General features: G+C 61.7%; 14 protein-coding genes. 3 read left to right on the top strand and 11 right to left on the bottom strand.

The genetic code is table 11. The annotated features are described in order from the left end of the window. Position 1: 1 nt before the first annotated feature. The 10 genes from DYL61_RS19225 to DYL61_RS19180 all read right to left on the bottom strand — a co-directional run bounded on the left by DYL61_RS19225 (position 2) and on the right by DYL61_RS19180 (position 13,216). Positions 2-2,737, bottom strand: a complete 2,736-nt coding sequence (locus DYL61_RS19225) for a malto-oligosyltrehalose synthase (protein WP_135309633.1) — start codon at positions 2,735-2,737, stop codon at positions 2-4. After that, complete coding sequence (malQ, locus tag DYL61_RS19220; RefSeq protein WP_135309632.1) at positions 2,734-4,818, bottom strand: 4-alpha-glucanotransferase; 2,085 nt, start codon at positions 4,816-4,818, stop codon at positions 2,734-2,736. The genes DYL61_RS19225 and malQ overlap by 4 nt, the downstream gene beginning before the upstream one ends. Next, positions 4,815-6,560, bottom strand: a complete 1,746-nt coding sequence (gene treZ, locus DYL61_RS19215; protein WP_135309631.1) for a malto-oligosyltrehalose trehalohydrolase — start codon at positions 6,558-6,560, stop codon at positions 4,815-4,817. The genes malQ and treZ overlap by 4 nt, the downstream gene beginning before the upstream one ends. 19 nt (positions 6,561-6,579) lie before the next feature. Beyond that, positions 6,580-8,136 (bottom strand): glycogen synthase GlgA, encoded by a 1,557-nt coding sequence (gene glgA, locus DYL61_RS19210; protein WP_135309630.1) that lies wholly within the window; start codon positions 8,134-8,136, stop codon positions 6,580-6,582. A 516-nt stretch (positions 8,137-8,652) separates the two neighbouring features. Further along, positions 8,653-9,606 carry a D-2-hydroxyacid dehydrogenase family protein gene (locus tag DYL61_RS19205; protein ID WP_135309629.1) on the bottom strand — a complete coding sequence of 318 codons (954 nt, stop codon included), beginning with the start codon at positions 9,604-9,606 and terminating at the stop codon, positions 8,653-8,655. Between the two features lie 26 nt (positions 9,607-9,632). Beyond that, a complete protein-coding gene (locus DYL61_RS19200) occupies positions 9,633-10,634 on the bottom strand; it encodes an alpha/beta fold hydrolase (RefSeq protein WP_135309628.1) in 1,002 nt (333 codons plus the stop codon). Positions 10,635-10,678: 44 nt separating this feature from the next. Next, complete coding sequence (locus DYL61_RS19195) at positions 10,679-11,122, bottom strand: YqaA family protein (RefSeq protein WP_135309627.1); 444 nt, start codon at positions 11,120-11,122, stop codon at positions 10,679-10,681. Continuing rightward, positions 11,119-11,565 carry a DUF411 domain-containing protein gene (locus DYL61_RS19190; protein WP_135309626.1) on the bottom strand — a complete coding sequence of 149 codons (447 nt, stop codon included), beginning with the start codon at positions 11,563-11,565 and terminating at the stop codon, positions 11,119-11,121. The genes DYL61_RS19195 and DYL61_RS19190 overlap by 4 nt, the downstream gene beginning before the upstream one ends. 98 nt (positions 11,566-11,663) lie before the next feature. Next, positions 11,664-12,122 (bottom strand): SRPBCC family protein, encoded by a 459-nt coding sequence (locus DYL61_RS19185; RefSeq protein WP_135309625.1) that lies wholly within the window; start codon positions 12,120-12,122, stop codon positions 11,664-11,666. Between the two features lie 98 nt (positions 12,123-12,220). Next, positions 12,221-13,216 carry an aldo/keto reductase gene (locus DYL61_RS19180; RefSeq protein ID WP_135309624.1) on the bottom strand — a complete coding sequence of 332 codons (996 nt, stop codon included), beginning with the start codon at positions 13,214-13,216 and terminating at the stop codon, positions 12,221-12,223. Positions 13,217-13,335: 119 nt separating this feature from the next. On the opposite strand from DYL61_RS19180, the gene DYL61_RS19175 reads away from it, so the two are divergent. Together DYL61_RS19175 and DYL61_RS19170 are read left to right on the top strand one after the other, a co-directional pair. Beyond that, a complete protein-coding gene (locus DYL61_RS19175; RefSeq protein WP_135309623.1) occupies positions 13,336-14,250 on the top strand; it encodes a LysR family transcriptional regulator in 915 nt (304 codons plus the stop codon). A gap of 132 nt (positions 14,251-14,382) precedes the next feature. Then, positions 14,383-14,571 carry a hypothetical protein gene (locus DYL61_RS19170; RefSeq protein ID WP_010210250.1) on the top strand — a complete coding sequence of 63 codons (189 nt, stop codon included), beginning with the start codon at positions 14,383-14,385 and terminating at the stop codon, positions 14,569-14,571. Between the two features lie 9 nt (positions 14,572-14,580). Here DYL61_RS19170 and DYL61_RS19165 read toward each other — a convergent pair whose 3' ends face one another. Then, positions 14,581-14,961, bottom strand: a complete 381-nt coding sequence (locus DYL61_RS19165) for a fe2+ zn2+ uptake regulation protein (protein ID WP_135309622.1) — start codon at positions 14,959-14,961, stop codon at positions 14,581-14,583. 239 nt (positions 14,962-15,200) lie between these two features. Between DYL61_RS19165 and pvdQ the strand changes: the two genes are divergently transcribed. Continuing rightward, positions 15,201-17,489: a bifunctional acylase PvdQ gene (gene pvdQ, locus DYL61_RS19160; RefSeq protein ID WP_135309621.1), complete on the top strand. Its 2,289-nt coding sequence runs from the start codon at positions 15,201-15,203 to the stop codon at positions 17,487-17,489. Positions 17,490-17,506 lie beyond the last annotated feature (17 nt).

Below are 17,506 nucleotides of genomic sequence, written 5' to 3'. Positions count from 1 at the left end.
TTCAGCTTTCTTGATCATCAGGATTGATAAAGACATTGACCGGGAAATCCCCCAGGGCAGCGCTGACCAACAGCTCCTTGTTGGGTGTGACTGCGCCTGTATGAAAAAGTCCCTTCCAGTTTTGCGTTGACGCGGCGAACGGTATTTTTACCCGTGTATCGCCCCAAACCTGCGCATTGATCTGGGGGAATACACCGTTTTCCAGCACGCGATGGGGCCAGCGCGGCACCACCACCAACAGGTATTTGCCGCCGTATTCACGGCAGAACGCGACCACATGCGCAGCGTGTTTGCCGACCACCTCCAGCGGTGTATAGACGCCGCTGCGGAGCAGTTCGGGATGGGCCTTGCGCATGGCCAATCCCTGGGCAATCAACGCCTGCTTGATACGCCCGTCGCGCCAGTTGAACAACAGTTCGCCGATATCCGGTGGGGTGTCCAACGCCTGTTGTCGAGCGTGGAAGTCCACCGGGCGCCGGTTGTCCGGGTCCACCAGCGAGAAGTCCCAGAACTCATCGCCCTGGTACAAATCCGGAACCCCCGGCACGCTGATGCGAAGCAAGGTTTGCGCCAGGCTGTTAAGCGCTCCCGCCGGGGCGATGAGTTGGGCGGTGTTGCCGATGGCCGTGCGCAGCGCGTGACCTTCGGCGCTGAGCAACAGGCGTGACAGGAATGCTTCGACCCCTTGTTCATAGGCCTCGTTGGGCGCGCTCCAGCTGCTCTGCAACTTGGCTTCACGCAGGGCTTTTTGCTGCCATTGCCAGAGGCGCTGTTGGTAGCCGGCGAAGTCATCGGTCAGGTCCAGCGGCCAACTGCCCAGCAGCACCTGATACAGGATCAGTTCATCGCCCGCCGAAGGGCTGGTTTCGCTGCGTAAGGGGGCAGCGAGCGCCCGCCAATGTTCCACCTGTTCCGCAAACCACGGCGCGCACTCACTCAGGACCGCCAGGCGTGCGCGGGTATCTTCACCGCGTTTATGGTCGTGAGTGGCGGTGGCCAGCAGGTTATCCGGGAATGCCTGCAAGCGCTGCTGGTTGACCGCGTGAAACTCGGCCAGCGGCGCGCTGAATTGTTCGGTGCTGAACCCCACATCGTTGCGCGACAGCAGCACCGCCGAGCGGTAGAACGCGGTGTCTTCCACGGCCTTGGCGGCAGCGGGCGAGGTCAGTTGCTGGAAGCGCACGCAGGCATGCTTGAGGATCTTGCGCTCGCGACCCACCGGGCGCTGGCGCCAGGCTTGGCCGCCGAGCCATTTTTGCAGGTGGTCGAGCACCGCCCAGTCGCCTTCGCCCAACGTGGTGCGTGCGCCGTCCATGGCCTGCTGGAACACTGCGTCGTCGGCGGCGCTGCGGCCACGGGCGCTGATATAGGTGCGGTACACCGGGAAGTGCACGATCAATTCCTGCAACGCACGACGAATCGCGCCCAGGGTCAGGTCGCGGGTCATTACGTCGTCGCGGGCCACTTGCAGCAGGGCCTGGGCCACGCTTTCGAAGTCGCCGCCGAGGGAGCCGTTAAGGATCTGCTGGCGGGCCAGGCGCGCCTCTTCGATAAACCCCGAGGGGCGTTCGCTATGGCGGGTCCATAAGTCGGCCAGCGGTTCGAAACCGTCCGGATGGTGTTGCAGCAACGACAGCTGGTTCATGAACTCGTAGCCGGTGGTGCCGTCGACTTGCCAGTCTTCACGCAGGGTTTCGCCTTCGCCGAGGATTTTCTCGACGAAGATCGGCAAGTGCCGCTGCGGCGACAGCGAGTCCACCCGGCGGCGCAGTTTGCGGCAGTAACCCCGTGGGTCGGCCAGCCCGTCGATATGGTCGATACGCAAACCATCCACCAGGCCTGCGCTGATCAACTCAAAGATCTTCGCGTGGGTGGCTTCGAATACCGCACTGCGTTCAACCCGCAGCCCGCCTAGCTCGTTGACGTCGAAGAAGCGCCGCCAGTTGATATCGTCTGCCGCCGTACGCCAGCTGGCGAGGCGGTAGGTCTGTTGTTCCAGCAATCCGTGCAGGCGGTCAAAGTCGAAGGTCGCCAGTTGCTGTTCGATGGCTTCAAGCACACTGCGTTCGGTGGCGCGCTCGGCCAGCGCCTGTTTCAGCCAGGCGGCTTCGTGGTAGGCATCGTCCTGGTAGGCGAGGGCGCTGAAGCGTTCAGACAAAGGTTTGAGCAGTTCACCGTGGCCCAGGATCATCGCGTAATCCCGTGGGCAGATCGGGAAGCGGTGTTCGTAATGCTCGACGTAAAACGCGCCGTGTTGCGCATCGAAACGCAACACCACGGTGCCGGCCTGCAGGGCATCGCCGTAATCGCTGCCGAGAAACGGCATCAGCAGTTGGCCCTTGAGCAAGGGGTCCGGTGAGTGCCACTGGATATCGAAGAATTCGCTGTAGGGGCTCAGGCGGCCCCACTCCAGCAAGTCCAGCCACCACGGGTTATCGGCGCCGCCGACGGCCATATGGTTGGAGACGATATCGAGGATCAGCCCCATGTCGTGTTCACGCAGTGTGGCAACCAGCCGGCGCAGTGCCCCTTCGCCACCCAGCTCCGGGTTGACGCGGGTCGGGTCGACCACATCGTAGCCATGCATGGAGCCCGCGCGGGCGCTGAGCAACGGTGAGGCGTACAGATGGCTGATGCCCAGCTTGGCGAAGTACGGCACCAGCGGCACCGCATCGTCCAGGGTAAAGCCTTTATGAAATTGCAGCCGTTGGGTGGCGCGCAGCGGCAAGGTCTTCATCGGTCACGCTCGTGCGCTTGGTTGCGGGCCACGGCCAGCAGTTCGAGGCGGCGCGCCGCGTTGTCGTTGTCGAGCAAGGCGGAAGCTTCACCCGGCAGGCGCCGCCGCCAATTGGGATGGGTGTCGAGGGTGCCTGGCAGGTTGGCTTGTTCTTCGATGCCCAGCGCATCTTCCAATGGCAGCAGCACCAAGGGTGCGCGGGTATGGCCGAGGTAGCGCACGCTGGCGTCGATCATATGGTCGGTGTCGTTGCGGATCTCATCGACGAAGTTCTGCGGGTCCTGGCTCAGTGCCTGGCGCAATGCCTGGCGTTCACGCAGGCGGTGTTCGCTCCACTGTTCCACGGTGGGCGCATCGATCAGCCCAAGCTGGATATTCCATTCGATATCGCGGCTGTGCCACCAGCCGTTGAGGGTGGGCAGGTCGTGGGTACTGGTGGTGGCCAGGGCGTTGTCTGGCCAGTCGAGGATCGGCTTGAACTGGCCGTCGTGATTTTGTTCGAACAGCAGCACGCGCATGCCGAGGATCGAGCGGCCAATGAGTTTTTCCCGCAGGCCGTCGGGTACGGTGCCGAGGTCTTCACCGAGCACAATCGCCTGGTGGCGGTGGGATTCCAATGCCAGCAAGCGCAGCAGGTCGTCCACCGGGTAATACAGGTAGGCGCCTTCACGGGGCGATGCGTCCTTGGGGATCACCCACAGGCGTTGCAGGCCCATCACATGGTCGATGCGCAAGCCGCCGGCATGGGCGAAGTTGGCCCGCAGCATTTCGATAAAGGCGCGAAAACCGTTGCGCTTCAAACCTTCGGGGGAGAACGCGGAAATGCCCCAGCCTTGCCCCGCGCGGTTGAGAATATCCGGTGGCGCGCCCACGGTGAGGTCGGCGAGCAGTTCATCCTGACGGCTCCAGGCCTGGCTGCCACCACCGTCGGCACCGACGGCCAGGTCGGCGATCAGGCCGACGCCCATGCCGCTGCCACGGGCGGCTTGTTGCGCACGTTCCAGGCAGCGGGCGATCAGCCATTGGCAGAAGGCGAAATAGCCGATTTCATCGGGGTGCTCGTCGGCGAAACGGGCGAGGACGGGGCTTTGTGGGGTACGGAGTTCCTCAGGCCAAAGTCGCCAATCGAGATCATCGCCCGCAGCGGCGCGCACGCTTTGTAAGGCTTCGAAGCGGCAATGGTTTTCCAGGGCTTCGCCACCGTTTTGACGGAAGCTGAGGAAGTCGGCGTGTTGCGGGTGCTGGCCCTGGCGGAAGTCTTCATACAGCGCGCGCAACAACCGTTGTTTGGCCTGGGCGGCGGCGGGCCAGTCGATCAAGGTGAGCTGTTCCAGGGTGTGCAGCTCATCCGCCAAACCAATGGCTTCAATGGCGTTGCGCACTTCACGTTCACCGAGGATACACGCCGGAGACGCGTACAGGCTGTTGAGGAACAACCGGCTGGACGGCGAATAGGGGCTGTAGCGCCCGGTGTCGGCGCTGAACATCGCGTGCATCGGGCTGATGGCCAAGGCGTCGGCACCGCGCTCAGCCGCCGAGCGCACCAGGTGTTCCAGTGCCAGGGTATCGCCGAAGCCGCCATCGCCCAGTCGGCGCAGGCTATACAGCTGGGCGCTGAGGCCCCAGGCGCGGGCGGGGTGGCTGTCGACGGCGTCGGCCACGCTGTAGCAATGGGTGGGGGCGACGGCCAGGGTGAAGACCTGATCGTTGATATGCACGCGGTGGTAGCCGAGGGCGACCACGCCGGGCAGTACGCCATCGCCGTCCAGGCGCAGTTCAAGGGTTTCGCCGTCTTCGAGGCTGACGCGGCAGGGTGTGTCGGGTTCGAAGTAGCGCACCAGGTCGAGGCCTTCTCCGCTGTCGATGGTCATCAGCGGCGGCAGGTGCTTGTCTTGTTGCGCCTGTTCCAACTCAAGCAGGCTGGCGTTGATATCGGCGGCGCTGTCGGCCGGATGGCCCAGGCCTTTGAGGACGGCGCGCAGGGCGTCGGGTTCCACGCGTTGCGGGCGGCCGTTGGCGTCGATCCAATCGACGGCCAGGCCCGCACGGCTGGCGAGGATGTCCAGGTTCGCTTCGCTCAAGAGTGCTCTCCAACAGGGGATAGGGTGACGCGTGCGCTGTAGGGCGGCAGGTGTGCGCCCTGGTTGGCAGGCGTGGCGAATAACAGGTGCTCAGGTGTTGGGCTGTCCAGCGCGGTGGCGCTCAGGTTCAAGTCGATCTGCAACACACTGCCGTTGCCCAGGCGCCAACGGGCCGTGACAGCAGCGTCCGCCAATACATGAGCGCCCAATGCCACGCTGCCCGGCAAGTGCGGGACGATGTGGCGGTGGCGCAGGTTCAATAGCTCGCGGTAGAGCTGGGTGTGTGCAGAGTCGTTAAACGAGGGGGCAGAGTGCTGGAAGGTGGTGGCGGCGTTGGGGTCGGGAATACGCTCGCGGCGCTCGGGGTCCTTGAACGCGGCAAAGTCGGCGAACTCGCTGCGCCGGCCTTCACGTACTGCTTCGGCGAGGTCGCCGTGGTGGTCGGTAAAAAACAGGAAAGGCTCGCTGGCGTTGACTTCATCCCCCATGAACATCAGCGGGATCATCGGCGACATCAGCAACAACGTGGTCGCGGCCACGAGCGCCTGGGGCGAGCAGAGTTGGTGCAGGCGCTCACCCAGGGCGCGGTTGCCGATCTGGTCGTGGTTCTGCAAAAACAGCACGAACGCGCTGGGCGGTAAGTGCGCGCTGGGCGAGCCACGCGTATGGCCATGGCGGGTGGACTCGCCCTGATAGATAAACCCTTCGCCCAGGCAACGGGCGAGTTTGGCCGTCGTGTCGGCGGCGAAGTCGCTGTAGTAGGCGTCGGTTTCGCCGGTGAGCAACACGTGCAGCGCGTTGTGGCCGTCGTCATTCCACTGGGCATCAAAATCGTGCTCCAACAGGTTGGCCTGGTTGAATTCGTTTTCCAGCACCAGCCAGACGTGGCGACCGGTGTCCACTTGTTGGCGTACACGCTCGGCCAGTTCTTTCAAGAATCCCGGGTTATCGATGGCGTGCACCGCGTCCAGGCGCAGTCCGTCGAAGCGGTATTCCAACAGCCACATCAGGGCGTTATCGAGGAAGAAGTCGCGCACTTCGCGACGGTCGAAATCGATGCCTGCACCCCATGGCGTGTGCACGTCTTCGCGAAAGAAGCCTTTGGCGTAGCGGCCGAGGTAATTGCCATCGGGGCCGAAGTGGTTGTAGACCACGTCGAGCATCACCGCTATGCCGTGCGCGTGGGCGGTGTCGATCAGGTGCTTGAGTTGTTCGGGGGAGCCATACGAGGCTTGGGGGGCGTAAGGCAACACACCGTCGTAGCCCCAATTGCGCGCGCCCGGAAATTGCGCCAGCGGCATCAGCTCAATCGCGGTGACACCCAGCTCGGCCAGGCGCGGTAAATGGCGTTCCACCCCTGCATAACCGCCAAGGGCACCAACATGCAATTCATAGATCACCGCTTCGTGCCAGGGGCGGCCTTGCCACTGGCTGTGGCGCCATGGATAGGCGAGGGGATCGACCACCACGCTCCAGCCATGTACATCCGAAGCCTGGGCGCGGGAGGCCGGGTCGGGAACGTCCTGCTCCCCGTCGATGTTGTAGCGGTAGCGCGTGCCCGCCGGGCACGATATTTCGGTTTCAAACCAGCCTTCCGGCTGGGGCAGCATGGCGACCGAACGGCCGCCTTCCAATTCAACGCTGACATAAAACGCGTCTGGCGCCCACAAGGCAAAACGCGTGTGTTGCGCGTCCAGCATGATTGCGCCGTGGGGCCAGGTTTCCAGAGTCCGTGACGGCATCTATAGAGACCTCCCTTGGTTATTTCGCGGATTTCCCCAGGGCTTTAGCCACCAGCTGTTCGTACAGTTCGGCGTAGGGTTCTACCGCCTGGCACCAGTTGAAGGGTTGGGTCATGGCCCGGCAGCGCATGGCGTTGAGCAGGCGCGGGAAAGAGAAGACCTTGAACGCTCGGCTCAGGGCCTCTTCGTAGCTTTCTACGCTGGACTCGTTGAACAGGAAGCCGGTCACGCCATCCTCGATAGTGTCCGCCAACCCGCCGGTATTGCGCGCCACCGGCAGTGAGCCGAAACGCTGGGCGTACATCTGACTCAGCCCGCATGGCTCGTAGCGCGAAGGCATCAGCAAGAAGTCGCTGCCGGCGAACATGCGGCGGGCGTCGGTTTCGTTAAAGCCGATACGCACACCCACCTGCCCGGGAAAGCGCAGGGCCAGCTCACGCATGGCTTGTTCCTCTTCCGGTTCGCCACGGCCGATAATCGCGATCTGGCCGCCATTTTCGACAATAAAGCTGGCAACGGCTTCGGTAAGGTCCAGGCCCTTTTGATAGACCAGGCGCGACACCACCGCAAACAGCGGACCGGTAGAGTCATGCAGGCCAAACAGCTCGCGCACATGGGCGGCGTTGACCGCCTTGCCGTCCCAGTCACCAATATTGAAGTTGTGGGTCAGGTGCGTGTCCGTGGAGGTTTCCCAACTCTCATCGATGCCGTTGGGAATGCCGCTGAGTAGCCCTTGCTGGGTCTTGCTGGCGAGGAACCCATCGAGACCGCAGCCGAATTCCGGGGTGGTGATTTCCTGGGCATAGGTGGCGCTCACCGTGGTGATATGGCTGGAGTACGCCATGCCCGCCTTGAGGAACGACATCTTGCCGTAGAACTCCATGCCTTCCTGTTGCAGGGCATGGGGCGGGATGCCCAGCTCGGGTGTGGAGGCCAGGCTGACCACGCCTTGGTACGCAAGGTTATGGATGGTGAACAGCGTCGGTGTGCGTGACCCACGCCAGTGCATATAGGCCGGGGCCAGGCCGGCGGGCCAGTCGTGAGCGTGCACCAGGTCCGGGCACCAGTGAATCTGTGCAAGGTTGGCGGCGATGTCGGCCGCTGCCAAACCCAGGCGGGCGAAGCGAATATGGTTGTCCGGCCAGTCGCGGCCATTGTTGGCGCCGTAGGGCGTACCTTCGCGCTCGTAGAGTTCAGGGCAGATCAGCACATAGACGACCAGGCCATCCTTGAGGTCCATGCGCCCGATCTTGCACGGCGGCAGCGCGGCGTGGCCACCCAGCTCGCCGATAATGTGGATCGGGTTGTCGCTTTCCATCACTTGCGGGTAACCGGGGATCAGTACGCGTACATCGTGCAGATGAGCCATGGCGCGGGGCAGGGCCGCGGACACGTCGCCCAGGCCGCCGGTTTTCACCAGGTCGGCGAACTCCGAGGTAACGAACAGGACTTTCTTGCGATTGGGGTTCTGACTCACGATCGGCCGCACAGTGTTGGGCAGGTCGGCCAACGAAGTCGGTCCCCCTGCCGGCTGACTAAAACGCTCTCCCTGAGTATCTACTGCGGCACTGATCATAATGCACTCCCATTTGTTGGTCGGCTAATGGCCCGCTGCCACTAGCTCCGAGTGACCGCATCCTGCGGCCAGGCGCACAAGCACTGTACAAACTGGCAAGGCGTATGCCAGTTGCACGGATTGCGAAAAAAGATTGGATGGACGGCCATCGGCGCCGAACGCCGCGTGCTCGCCTTACCTTAAAACTGGACCTGCGGCAGAGTTGGAAAGTTTCGATTTTTTGCGGGGTTTTTGTTTTCAATCGGACCCATCGGTCATGAGTCTAGGCCAGATCCTAGAGCCTGTAGGCTTTGTGAGAAGATTTTGTAGGACAAAAAACTTGTAACCATATGCAGCTTTGAAAACACGCACAGAATTGTAGTGAGCGGGCTTGCCCCGCGCTGGGGGGCGAAGCCGCCCTAAACCCAAGCGCTGCGGTGTTTCAGATAGACCGAGGTGGATGGATTTGGGGCGGCTTCGCCCCCCAGCGCGGGGCAAGCCCGCTCACTACATGGTTTTGTGCGCCGCGATGGTGCGTTAGCCAAGCACACGAGTGGGCGCGCCGTTGGCCCAGGCTTGGATGTCCTCGATCATCTGCACATAGAACTGCTGGTAATTGCGCTCGCTCACATAGCCCACGTGGGGCGTGGCCAGTACATTGGGCAAGCGACGGAAAGGGTGATCCGCCGGTAAAGGCTCCTCGGCGAACACATCCAGTGCAGCCCCCGCCAGACGCCCCGTTTCCAGTGCCTGGATCAGCGCCTGTTCGTCCACAATCGGCCCACGCGCCGTATTCACCAAGCGTGCGCTCGGTTTCATCCATTCCAACGCTTCGGCATCCACCAGGCCACGGCTGCGCTCGCTGAGTACCAGGTGGATGCTCAGGATGTCGGCCTGCTTGAACAGTTCCTGTTTGCTGACCCAGGTCACGCCCTGTTCTGCCGCACGTTCCGGGGTAAGGTTTTCACTCCAGGCAATCACGCGCATACCGAACACCTGAGCAAATTGCGCAACTTTCCCGCCAATGCTGCCCAGGCCCAGAACCCCCAGGGTCTTGCCATACAGGTCGCCACCCAAGCCAACCTGCCAACCACCGGCACGCAGCGAGTTGGCTTCGGCCAGCAGGTTACGGGTCGAGGCCATGATCAGTGCCCAGGTCAATTCCGGCGCCGCCTGTTTATAGCTGTCGGTCCCGCAGACCGTAATGCCCAGGGCTTTGGCCGCCGGTATATCGACAGCCGCATTGCGCATGCCACCGGTCACCAGCAATTTGAGCTTGGGCAGGCCCTGCAACAGGGCCTTGTCGAACGTGGAGCGCTCGCGCATCACGCAAATGACGTCGAACCCCTTCAACCGCTCGATCATCACGGCCGTCTCTGCCGGGTAGTCGTGCAGGAAATGCACCTGGCCCACCGCCTCAAGGGCCGACCAATCCACCACGCTACTGGCCACATCTTGCCAATCATCAATGACCGCGATCTGTACCGACATTCACGAGTGCCTCGAAAAAGGTTGGATTAAAGGGCGTTCAAACCCTGCAACAGTGCTTTATGAAACTGGGCCGGCTCTTCCATCTGTGGCGCGTGGCCCAGGCCAGGAAACTCCACCAGGGTTGCGTGGGGAATCAGCTTGGCGACTTGTTTGCCCAGCACCTCATAGTGACCGAGCTTGGCCTTGACCGCAGGTGGCGCGATATCGCTGCCAATGGCGGTGGTGTCGGACGTGCCGATCAGCATCAGGGTTGGCATCTGCAAGTCCTTGAACTCGTAGTACACCGGCTGGGTGAAGATCATGTCGTAAATCAGCGCCGAGTTCCATGCGACCTGTGTGTGACCGGGGCCGCTGTTGAGGCCGGCGAGCATATCGACCCAGCGCTCGTACTCGGGCTTCCAGCGGCCGACGTAATAAGTGTTGAGTTCGTATTTGCGGATGCCGTCGGCGCTGAGTTTGAGTTCGCGCTCGTACCACTGGTCGACGCTGCGATAGGGCACGCCCAGGGCTTTCCAGTCTTCCAGGCCGATGGGGTTCACCAGCGCAAGCTGCTCGGTTTGGCCGGGATAAAGCAGGGCGTATCGGGTCGCAAGCATGCCGCCCGTGGAGTGACCGATAATCGTGGCTTTTTGAATATCGAGTTTTTCCAACAACTGATGGGTGTTGATCGCCAATTGCTGGAAGCTGTACTGATAATGATCGGGTTTGCTGGACGTGCAGAAGCCGATCTGATCGGGCGCGATCACGCGGTAGCCCGCGTCGCTCAAGGCTTTGATCGAATCCTCCCAGGTGGCACCGCAGAAATTCTTGCCGTGCATCAGCACTACGCTGCGGCCGTTAGGTTTGCCTTTTGCCGGGACATCCATGTAGCCCATTTGCAGGGATTTGCCTTGGGATTCAAAGGTGAAGTGTTCGACGGGGTAGGGGTATTGGAAGCCTTGCAGCTCGGGACCGTAGGTGGCGGCGAAGGCGGGCATGGCGCTGGCGGACAGCAGGCCGGCAATACAAAAAGCACGGGTCAAAGGCATCGGCTGGGCTCCGGAAAGGGTGCCTGGATGCTGTTGGGAGGGGATTAACTGGGGATTAACACCCACTGCAAGGTGAAGGCTGCGAGCACGCCATAGCGCACGCTTTTGGCCAGCGTCACCAGTAGCAGAAACCGCCATAACGGCTCACGCATCACGCCGGCCACCAAGGTCAGCGGATCACCAATGATCGGCACCCAACTGAGCAACAAGGTCCAATGCCCCCAGCGTGCATAGTGGCTCCGGGCCTTGTCCAACTGCTTGTCGCTCACCGGAAACCAGCGCCTTTCTTTGAAGTGCTCCACCCAGCGCCCCAGCCACCAATTGACCACTGAGCCAAGCACATTGCCCAGGGTGGCAATGCCCAGCAGCAGCCACAGGCTGTAATGCCCGCTGACCAGCAGGCCCACCAGCACGGCTTCCGACTGCAAGGGCAGCAACGTCGCGGCGCCGAACGCCGCGATGAACAACCCCAGGTAACCTGCGATCATTGCGCCGGGTAGTCAGCCACCACCACGTCTTTACCCTCGCGGGTCAAGCCGATGACTTGATAGGCCTCGCTGCGGCCTTCCACTTCCATGCCGGGGGAACCCATGGGCATGCCCGGCGCGGCGATGCCGAGCAGGTCATTGCGCTTGCGCAGGGCCAAGACCTGTTCGGCGGGTACATGGCCTTCGACGAATTTGCCGTCGATCACGGCGGTATGGCATGAGCCCAGGCGGGGTGCCACGCCGAGGCGTTGCTTGACGGCGCTCATATCGGCTTCTACATGGTCATTGACCTTGAAACCGTTGCTTTCCAGATGGCTGATCCACTTCTTGCAGCAGCCGCAGTTGGCATCGCGGTGCACGTCGATGGGGATAAGGTCGGCGGCCTGGGCCAGGGTGGTGGTGAAGAGGGCTGAAAGCAGGGCCAAGCGCACTGGGTTTTTCATAGTGGAGCTCGCAGGTCGGAGGTTGTCGTCAGAACGGGGCGATCATGACGACCTCATCGCAGGCAAGCCAGCTCCCACAGGGTAGGAGTGTTTCCAAATTATACAAACGGCGGGTTTTCCAGCCGATGCTTGAGCTGGTCCAGGGCGATGGCCGAGAGTTCGATCATGCGTTCGTGCAAGGTGGCCATTTGCAGTTCAGTTTCGTAGGTCAAGACGCGCTTGAATAACGTGCCGCCTTGATGGGCCAGCAGGAAGTAATGGATTGAACCGTCGACGGCCAGGGAGGTAAACACCGTCTTGAATTCAGCGGGGCGGCGCGCGATCTGCACGCGATAACTCATGGGCACGCGTACTCCCAGCAGGTCGATAAACTCGGTAAACCGCGTACCGGCGGGGAGTGACCCGGTGGTGCCGGTGTCGGCACTGAGGGACGTGGGATGCCATTCGTGCCAGCGGTCCGGCTGGGTCACGTAGTCATAAACGGCATCGATAGGGGCCTGGATAAAGCGTTCCTGACTGATCCGCTCCAAGCGGACCGATTGCTCGGCAGCGCGCATGGCACACCTCCTGTGTGGCGACTAGGAACTGTCAGAATAGTCCCACTCCCGCACATTGCACGGGAGTGTTTCAGCCATTTATCAGGCCGTCTTGATCGTCAGATATTCAGCATCGCCATCACCTCCACCGGGTAACGCAGGCCGGCGGGGGCGTCGGCAGGGAAGATCGCCTCCAGTGCGGCCAGCTCAGCCGGGCTGAGTTGGAGTGAAACCGCAGCGACGTTTTCTTCCAGGTATTTGCGCTGTTTGGTGCCGGGAATCGGGATGATGTAATCGCCTTGGGCCAAGACCCAGGCCAGTGCCAACTGGCCGGCGGTGACACCTTTGTCTGCGGCCAATACCTGGACGTGTTTGACCAGTTGCAGGTTTTTCGCAAAGTTCTCGCCCTGGAAGCGCGGGCTGAAGCGCCGGTAGTCATCGGCGGCAAAATCTTCCGGACTTTTCAATGCCCCGGTGAGGAAGCCCCGGCCGAGCGGGCTGTAGGGCACAAAGGCAATACCCAGGCGTTGGCAGGCTGCAAGGCAACCGTTGTCTTGCTGGTCGCGGCTCCACAGGGAGAATTCGCTTTGCAGCGCACTGATGGGATGCACTTTGTGCGCACGTTCGAGGGTCGCGGCCGAGGCTTCGCTCAGCCCCAGGTAACGCACTTTGCCCTGCTGCACCAGTTCGGCCATGGCGCCGACGGTTTCTTCGATGGCCACGTCGGGGTCGATGCGGTGCTGATAGTAGAGGTCCAGGGTTTCTACACCCAGTCGTTGCAGGGTGCCGTTGATCGCATCGCGAATGTACTCGGGGCGGCCGTTGACGCCGCGCAACGCGGGGTTTGCCGGATCGCGCAGGATGCCGAACTTGCTCGCCAGGAACACGTGGTCGCGCTTGCCGGCGATGGCCTTGCCGATCAACTGTTCGTTGGTGTGGGGGCCGTACATATCAGCAGTGTCGAGGAAGTTCACCCCCAGTTCGAGGGCGCGGTGCAGGGTGGCAGTGGCCTCGGCGGTATCGCTGCCGGTGGTGTAGAAGTCGGTCATGCCCATGCAGCCAAGGCCGATGGCGCTGACATGGGGGCCGTTGATGCCGAGTTGACGGGTTTGCATGGGTTCAGCTCCTGATGTGGGGAAGACGTCCATTGTTACCCTCGACAAAATCGGGATAAACCGGCTAAAAGCACTATCACTATTCGTATTATCTAAACAATTGAATGAGGAACCGCCCCGTGGACCGTTTTAACGCGATGCGTGTATTCACTCGGATCGTCGAACTGGGCGGCTTTGCCAAGGCCGCCGACAGCCTGCAAATGCCCCGCGCGTCGGTCACCATCCTGATCAAACAGTTGGAAGTGCACCTCGGGGTGCAACTGTTGCAGCGCACCACGCGCCAGGTCAGCCCGACGCTGGACGGCGCCGCGTATTACCAGCGTTGTGTACGTTTGCTCGCGGACCTGGAGGAAACCGAGGCGGTGTTCTCCACCCAGCGGCAAAATCCACGCGGCACGTTGAGCATCAATATGCCGTCGGGCATTGGGCGTTTGATCGTGATTCCGGCATTGCCGACTTTTACCGCGCGCTATCCGCAGATCGAACTGGAGATCGGCCTTAACGACCGCCCGGTGGACTTGATCCGCGAAGGCGTGGACTGCGTGTTGCGAGGTGGGCTGGCCTTGGATGAGTCCCTGGTGGCGCGCCCCTTGGCACAGATGGATCAGCTCACCCTGGCGAGCCCGGAGTATCTGCAACGCATGGGCGTCCCGCACGCCATCGACGACCTGGCCAGGCATCAGATGGTCGAGTACGTGTCCAGTGCCAGCGGTAAACGCTATGGCCTGGAGTTTCAGATCGGTAGCGAAGTGCGGCCCATCAATCTGCCCAAGCGGGTAGCGGTCAACAGTTCGGATGGATATTTTGCGGCCTGCGAGGCCGGGTATGGGCTGATCCAGGCGCCGTATTACCACGCCAGGCGTCAATTGGCGCAGGGTTCGTTGGTGGAGGTGTTGCCTGGCGTGGCGGTGCCGACAATGGCGCTGTCGGCGTTGTATCCGCCGCATCGGCAGTTGTCACAGCGGGTGAGGGTGTTCGTGGATTGGTTGGTGGCGTTGTGCGCTCGACCAGGCACGGGGTTATATCGCGGCTGAAACCAAGCCAAATGTTTGCATCGCCTGTAACATGAGATCCCGCCGGCCTTGCGCCATCCCTGTCACTGGATCGGTGCTTGGCATGTTCGGCGTTACACAGTGGATACATTTTTTCAGGTTCAGGAACCCGTCATGACTCAAAAGCAACGTTTGAAATATTCGATTCTGATTGCCCTGGCAGTACTGGCGACGATGTTTGGCCTGTCCTACTTGCAGAACACCGGGGTTATCAGCGAGAAAACGTTCCAGACCATCGCCATTGCCGTCGCGGTGGTCGTTGTAGTGATCAACGGCATCATGCGCCGCAAAGTCAAGCTCTGACGCGCGGGTTCAGTCGCGACCGTCGAGTACTTTGGCAGCCTCTTCATGGAGGCTGTAGCTTTTATCCGCGTTGAGGGTGATCACGCCCTCGCTGCACAGGCGCTTTAGCACCTCGCGCACGCTGAGAAACGACAACGGGATGCCCAGCTCCAGCAAATGGCTGTGCACACCGCGTACCCCAAGGGTGCGTTGGTTGTCGGCCGCGGTGAGCAGGGCGTCGATGACCTTCAGCCGAATCAGGCTGGTACGCAAGCCAAAGCACTTGAGCAAGTGGCGAATACGCTGGTTACCTTGCTGTTCGGGCGCCTTGCCGAACGCTTGTGCGCCGCTGCCAAAGGTGGCGTCGGCAGCCGGTGAATGTCCATCCGTGGGCACTGGCGGGTTGTACATGCAAAAAACTCCTTATCAGAGCCTGATCAGGAAAAAAATGAGCGCTCTTACGTAATAAGACGAACGAGCGACGGAAATCATGAAGTGATCGATGTAGAAATTTTGTCGGTATCGGGTTTGTCACACCCCGATCGGACTAAATAAACCGCTGTCGACGCTAAATCGCTGCCGGCTTTTTGCGTCCTTACGGTGGGGTTGTTGCCCCTGGTGAGGATGTTCAATTTGACGGTGGAGTCTGCGTGATTATTTCCAATGGGTTGTCCAGGGCGTGCGTAGCAGGGGTGTTGCTGGGGTTGAGCCTGGCCGCATCGGCGCGGGAACAGGTGGCGCAGGCCTCGGCGGAGATCCGCCGTACCAGTTTCGGTGTGCCCCACATCCGTGCCAACGATGAACGTGGCCTGGGTTTTGGGATTGGTTATGCCTATGCCCAAGACAATCTGTGTCTGCTGGCCAACGAAGTGGTCACCGTGAACGGCGAGCGCGCACGCTATTTCGGCCCTGACCAGGCAACCCTCGAAGAACGCAACAACCTCGCCAGTGACGTGTTTTTCACCTGGCTCAATGCTCCCGACGCTGTGAGCGCGTTCTGGAAGGCGCAAACCTCGCAGATTCGTCAGCGCATCGAAGGTTATGTGGCTGGCTACAACCTTTACCTGAAAGAGCAGGGCGCGCCAGCGCAGTGCCATGCCAGCTGGGTGCGACCGCTGGTGGATGAGGATTTGGTCAAACTGACCCGCAGGTTGTTGGTAGAGGGCGGCGTCGGCCAATTTGCCGAAGCCCTGGTGGGGGCGAAACCCCCTCAGGCGACTGCCAGCGTTCAGCCAGATGCCAAGGCGTTCCAACTGGCCGCCGCCCATCAGCAGCGTTTCAGTTTTGACCGGGGCAGTAACGCCGTGGCGGTGGGGCGTGATCGTTCCTTTAACGGCCGTGGAATGTTGTTGGCCAATCCACATTTCCCGTGGGTGGGCGGCATGCGTTTCTATCAAATGCACCTGACCATTCCGGGGCAACTGGATGTGATGGGCGCTGCACTGCCGGGGTTGCCGGTGATCAATATCGGCTTTAACCAGCACGTGGCGTGGACCCATACCGTTGATACGTCCAAGCACTTCACGCTGTACCGCCTCACGCTGGACCCCAAGGATTCCACCCGCTATATGCTCGACGGCAAATCCATCCCGCTGGATAAAACCTTGGTGAGCGTGCAGGTCAAGCAAGCCGACGGCAGCCTCAAGGCCCAATCCCACACCGTCTACAGCTCGCAATTCGGCCCCGTGGTGCAATGGCCGGGTAAGCTGGATTGGGACAACCACTACGCCTTCAGCCTGCGCGACGCCAACCTGGGCAACGACCGCGTGCTGCAACAGTGGTACGCGATGAATCGCGCCGCCAACCTCAAGGCGCTGCAAACGTCGGTGCACACCCTGCAAGGCATCCCATGGGTCAACACACTGGCGGCCGATGACCAGGGCCAGAGCCTGTACATGAACCTGTCGGTAGTGCCCAACGTCAGCGCCGCCAAACTGGCGCAGTGCAGCGACCCGCGTGCAGGCCTGCGCATGATCATGCTCGACGGTGCCCACAGTGCCTGCGCCTGGGACGTCGACTCGCAGGCGGCGCAGCCCGGCATCTTCCCCGCCGACCAACTGCCGCAACTGGAACGCACCGACTACGTGCAGCACTCCAACGACTCTGCCTGGCTGGCCAACCCCAAGGCGCCACTGGCCGGGTTCTCCCCGGTGATCAGCCAGGACAATATCGCCCTCGGCCCACGCTCGCGTTTCGCCCTGCAACGCCTGCAATCCCTGGGTCAGCAACCGATTACAGTCGCTGACCTGCAAAACATGGTGATGGACAACGAGGTGTACCTGGCCGGCCAAGTCATGCCCGACCTGCTGGACTTCTGCGCCAAGCATCTCGGTGCAGACGCCACGCCATTGCAGCCGCTGTGCACCAGCCTCAAAGCCTGGGACCAGCGCGCCAACCTCAACAGCGGCGTGGGCCTGGTGCACTTCATCAACCTGATGGACCACCTGCAGGCAATGCCAGACGCCTGGCGTGTCGCCTTCGACCCGGCCAACCCGCTCACCACCCCACGAGGCCTGGCCGTCGACCGCGAGCCCGTCGCCAAAGCCCTGCGCCAAGCCATGCTGGCCTCCACGGCCGACGTCGCCAAACTCGGCCTGACCGCCACCAGCACCTGGGGCGATATCCAGGTTTCCGGCCAAACCCCCATCCACGGCGGCCCGCAGGAACTCGGCATCTACAACGCCATGCAAACCGTGCCTCGCGCCGACGGCAAACGCGAAGTCATCAGCGGCAGCAGCTACCTGCAAATCGTCACCTTCGACGACAAAGGCCCCCGCGCCGAAGGTGTACTGGCGTTCTCCCTGTCCAGCAACCCAGCCTCCGCACACGCCAAGGACCAGACCCAAGCGTTCTCCCAGAAAAAACTCAGCCCGTTACCGTTCACCGAAGCCCAGATCAAGGCCGATCCGCAGTACCAGGAACAGCGAATCAAGGAGTAGGGCAGGCCCGCAACCCC

Origin of the sequence: Pseudomonas nabeulensis, assembly GCF_004682045.1 — a bacterium.
GTDB classification, from domain to species: domain Bacteria; phylum Pseudomonadota; class Gammaproteobacteria; order Pseudomonadales; family Pseudomonadaceae; genus Aquipseudomonas; species Aquipseudomonas nabeulensis.
Note: the sequence above shows the minus strand (reverse complement) of the source record. Positions and strands in the feature narration are given on the sequence as shown.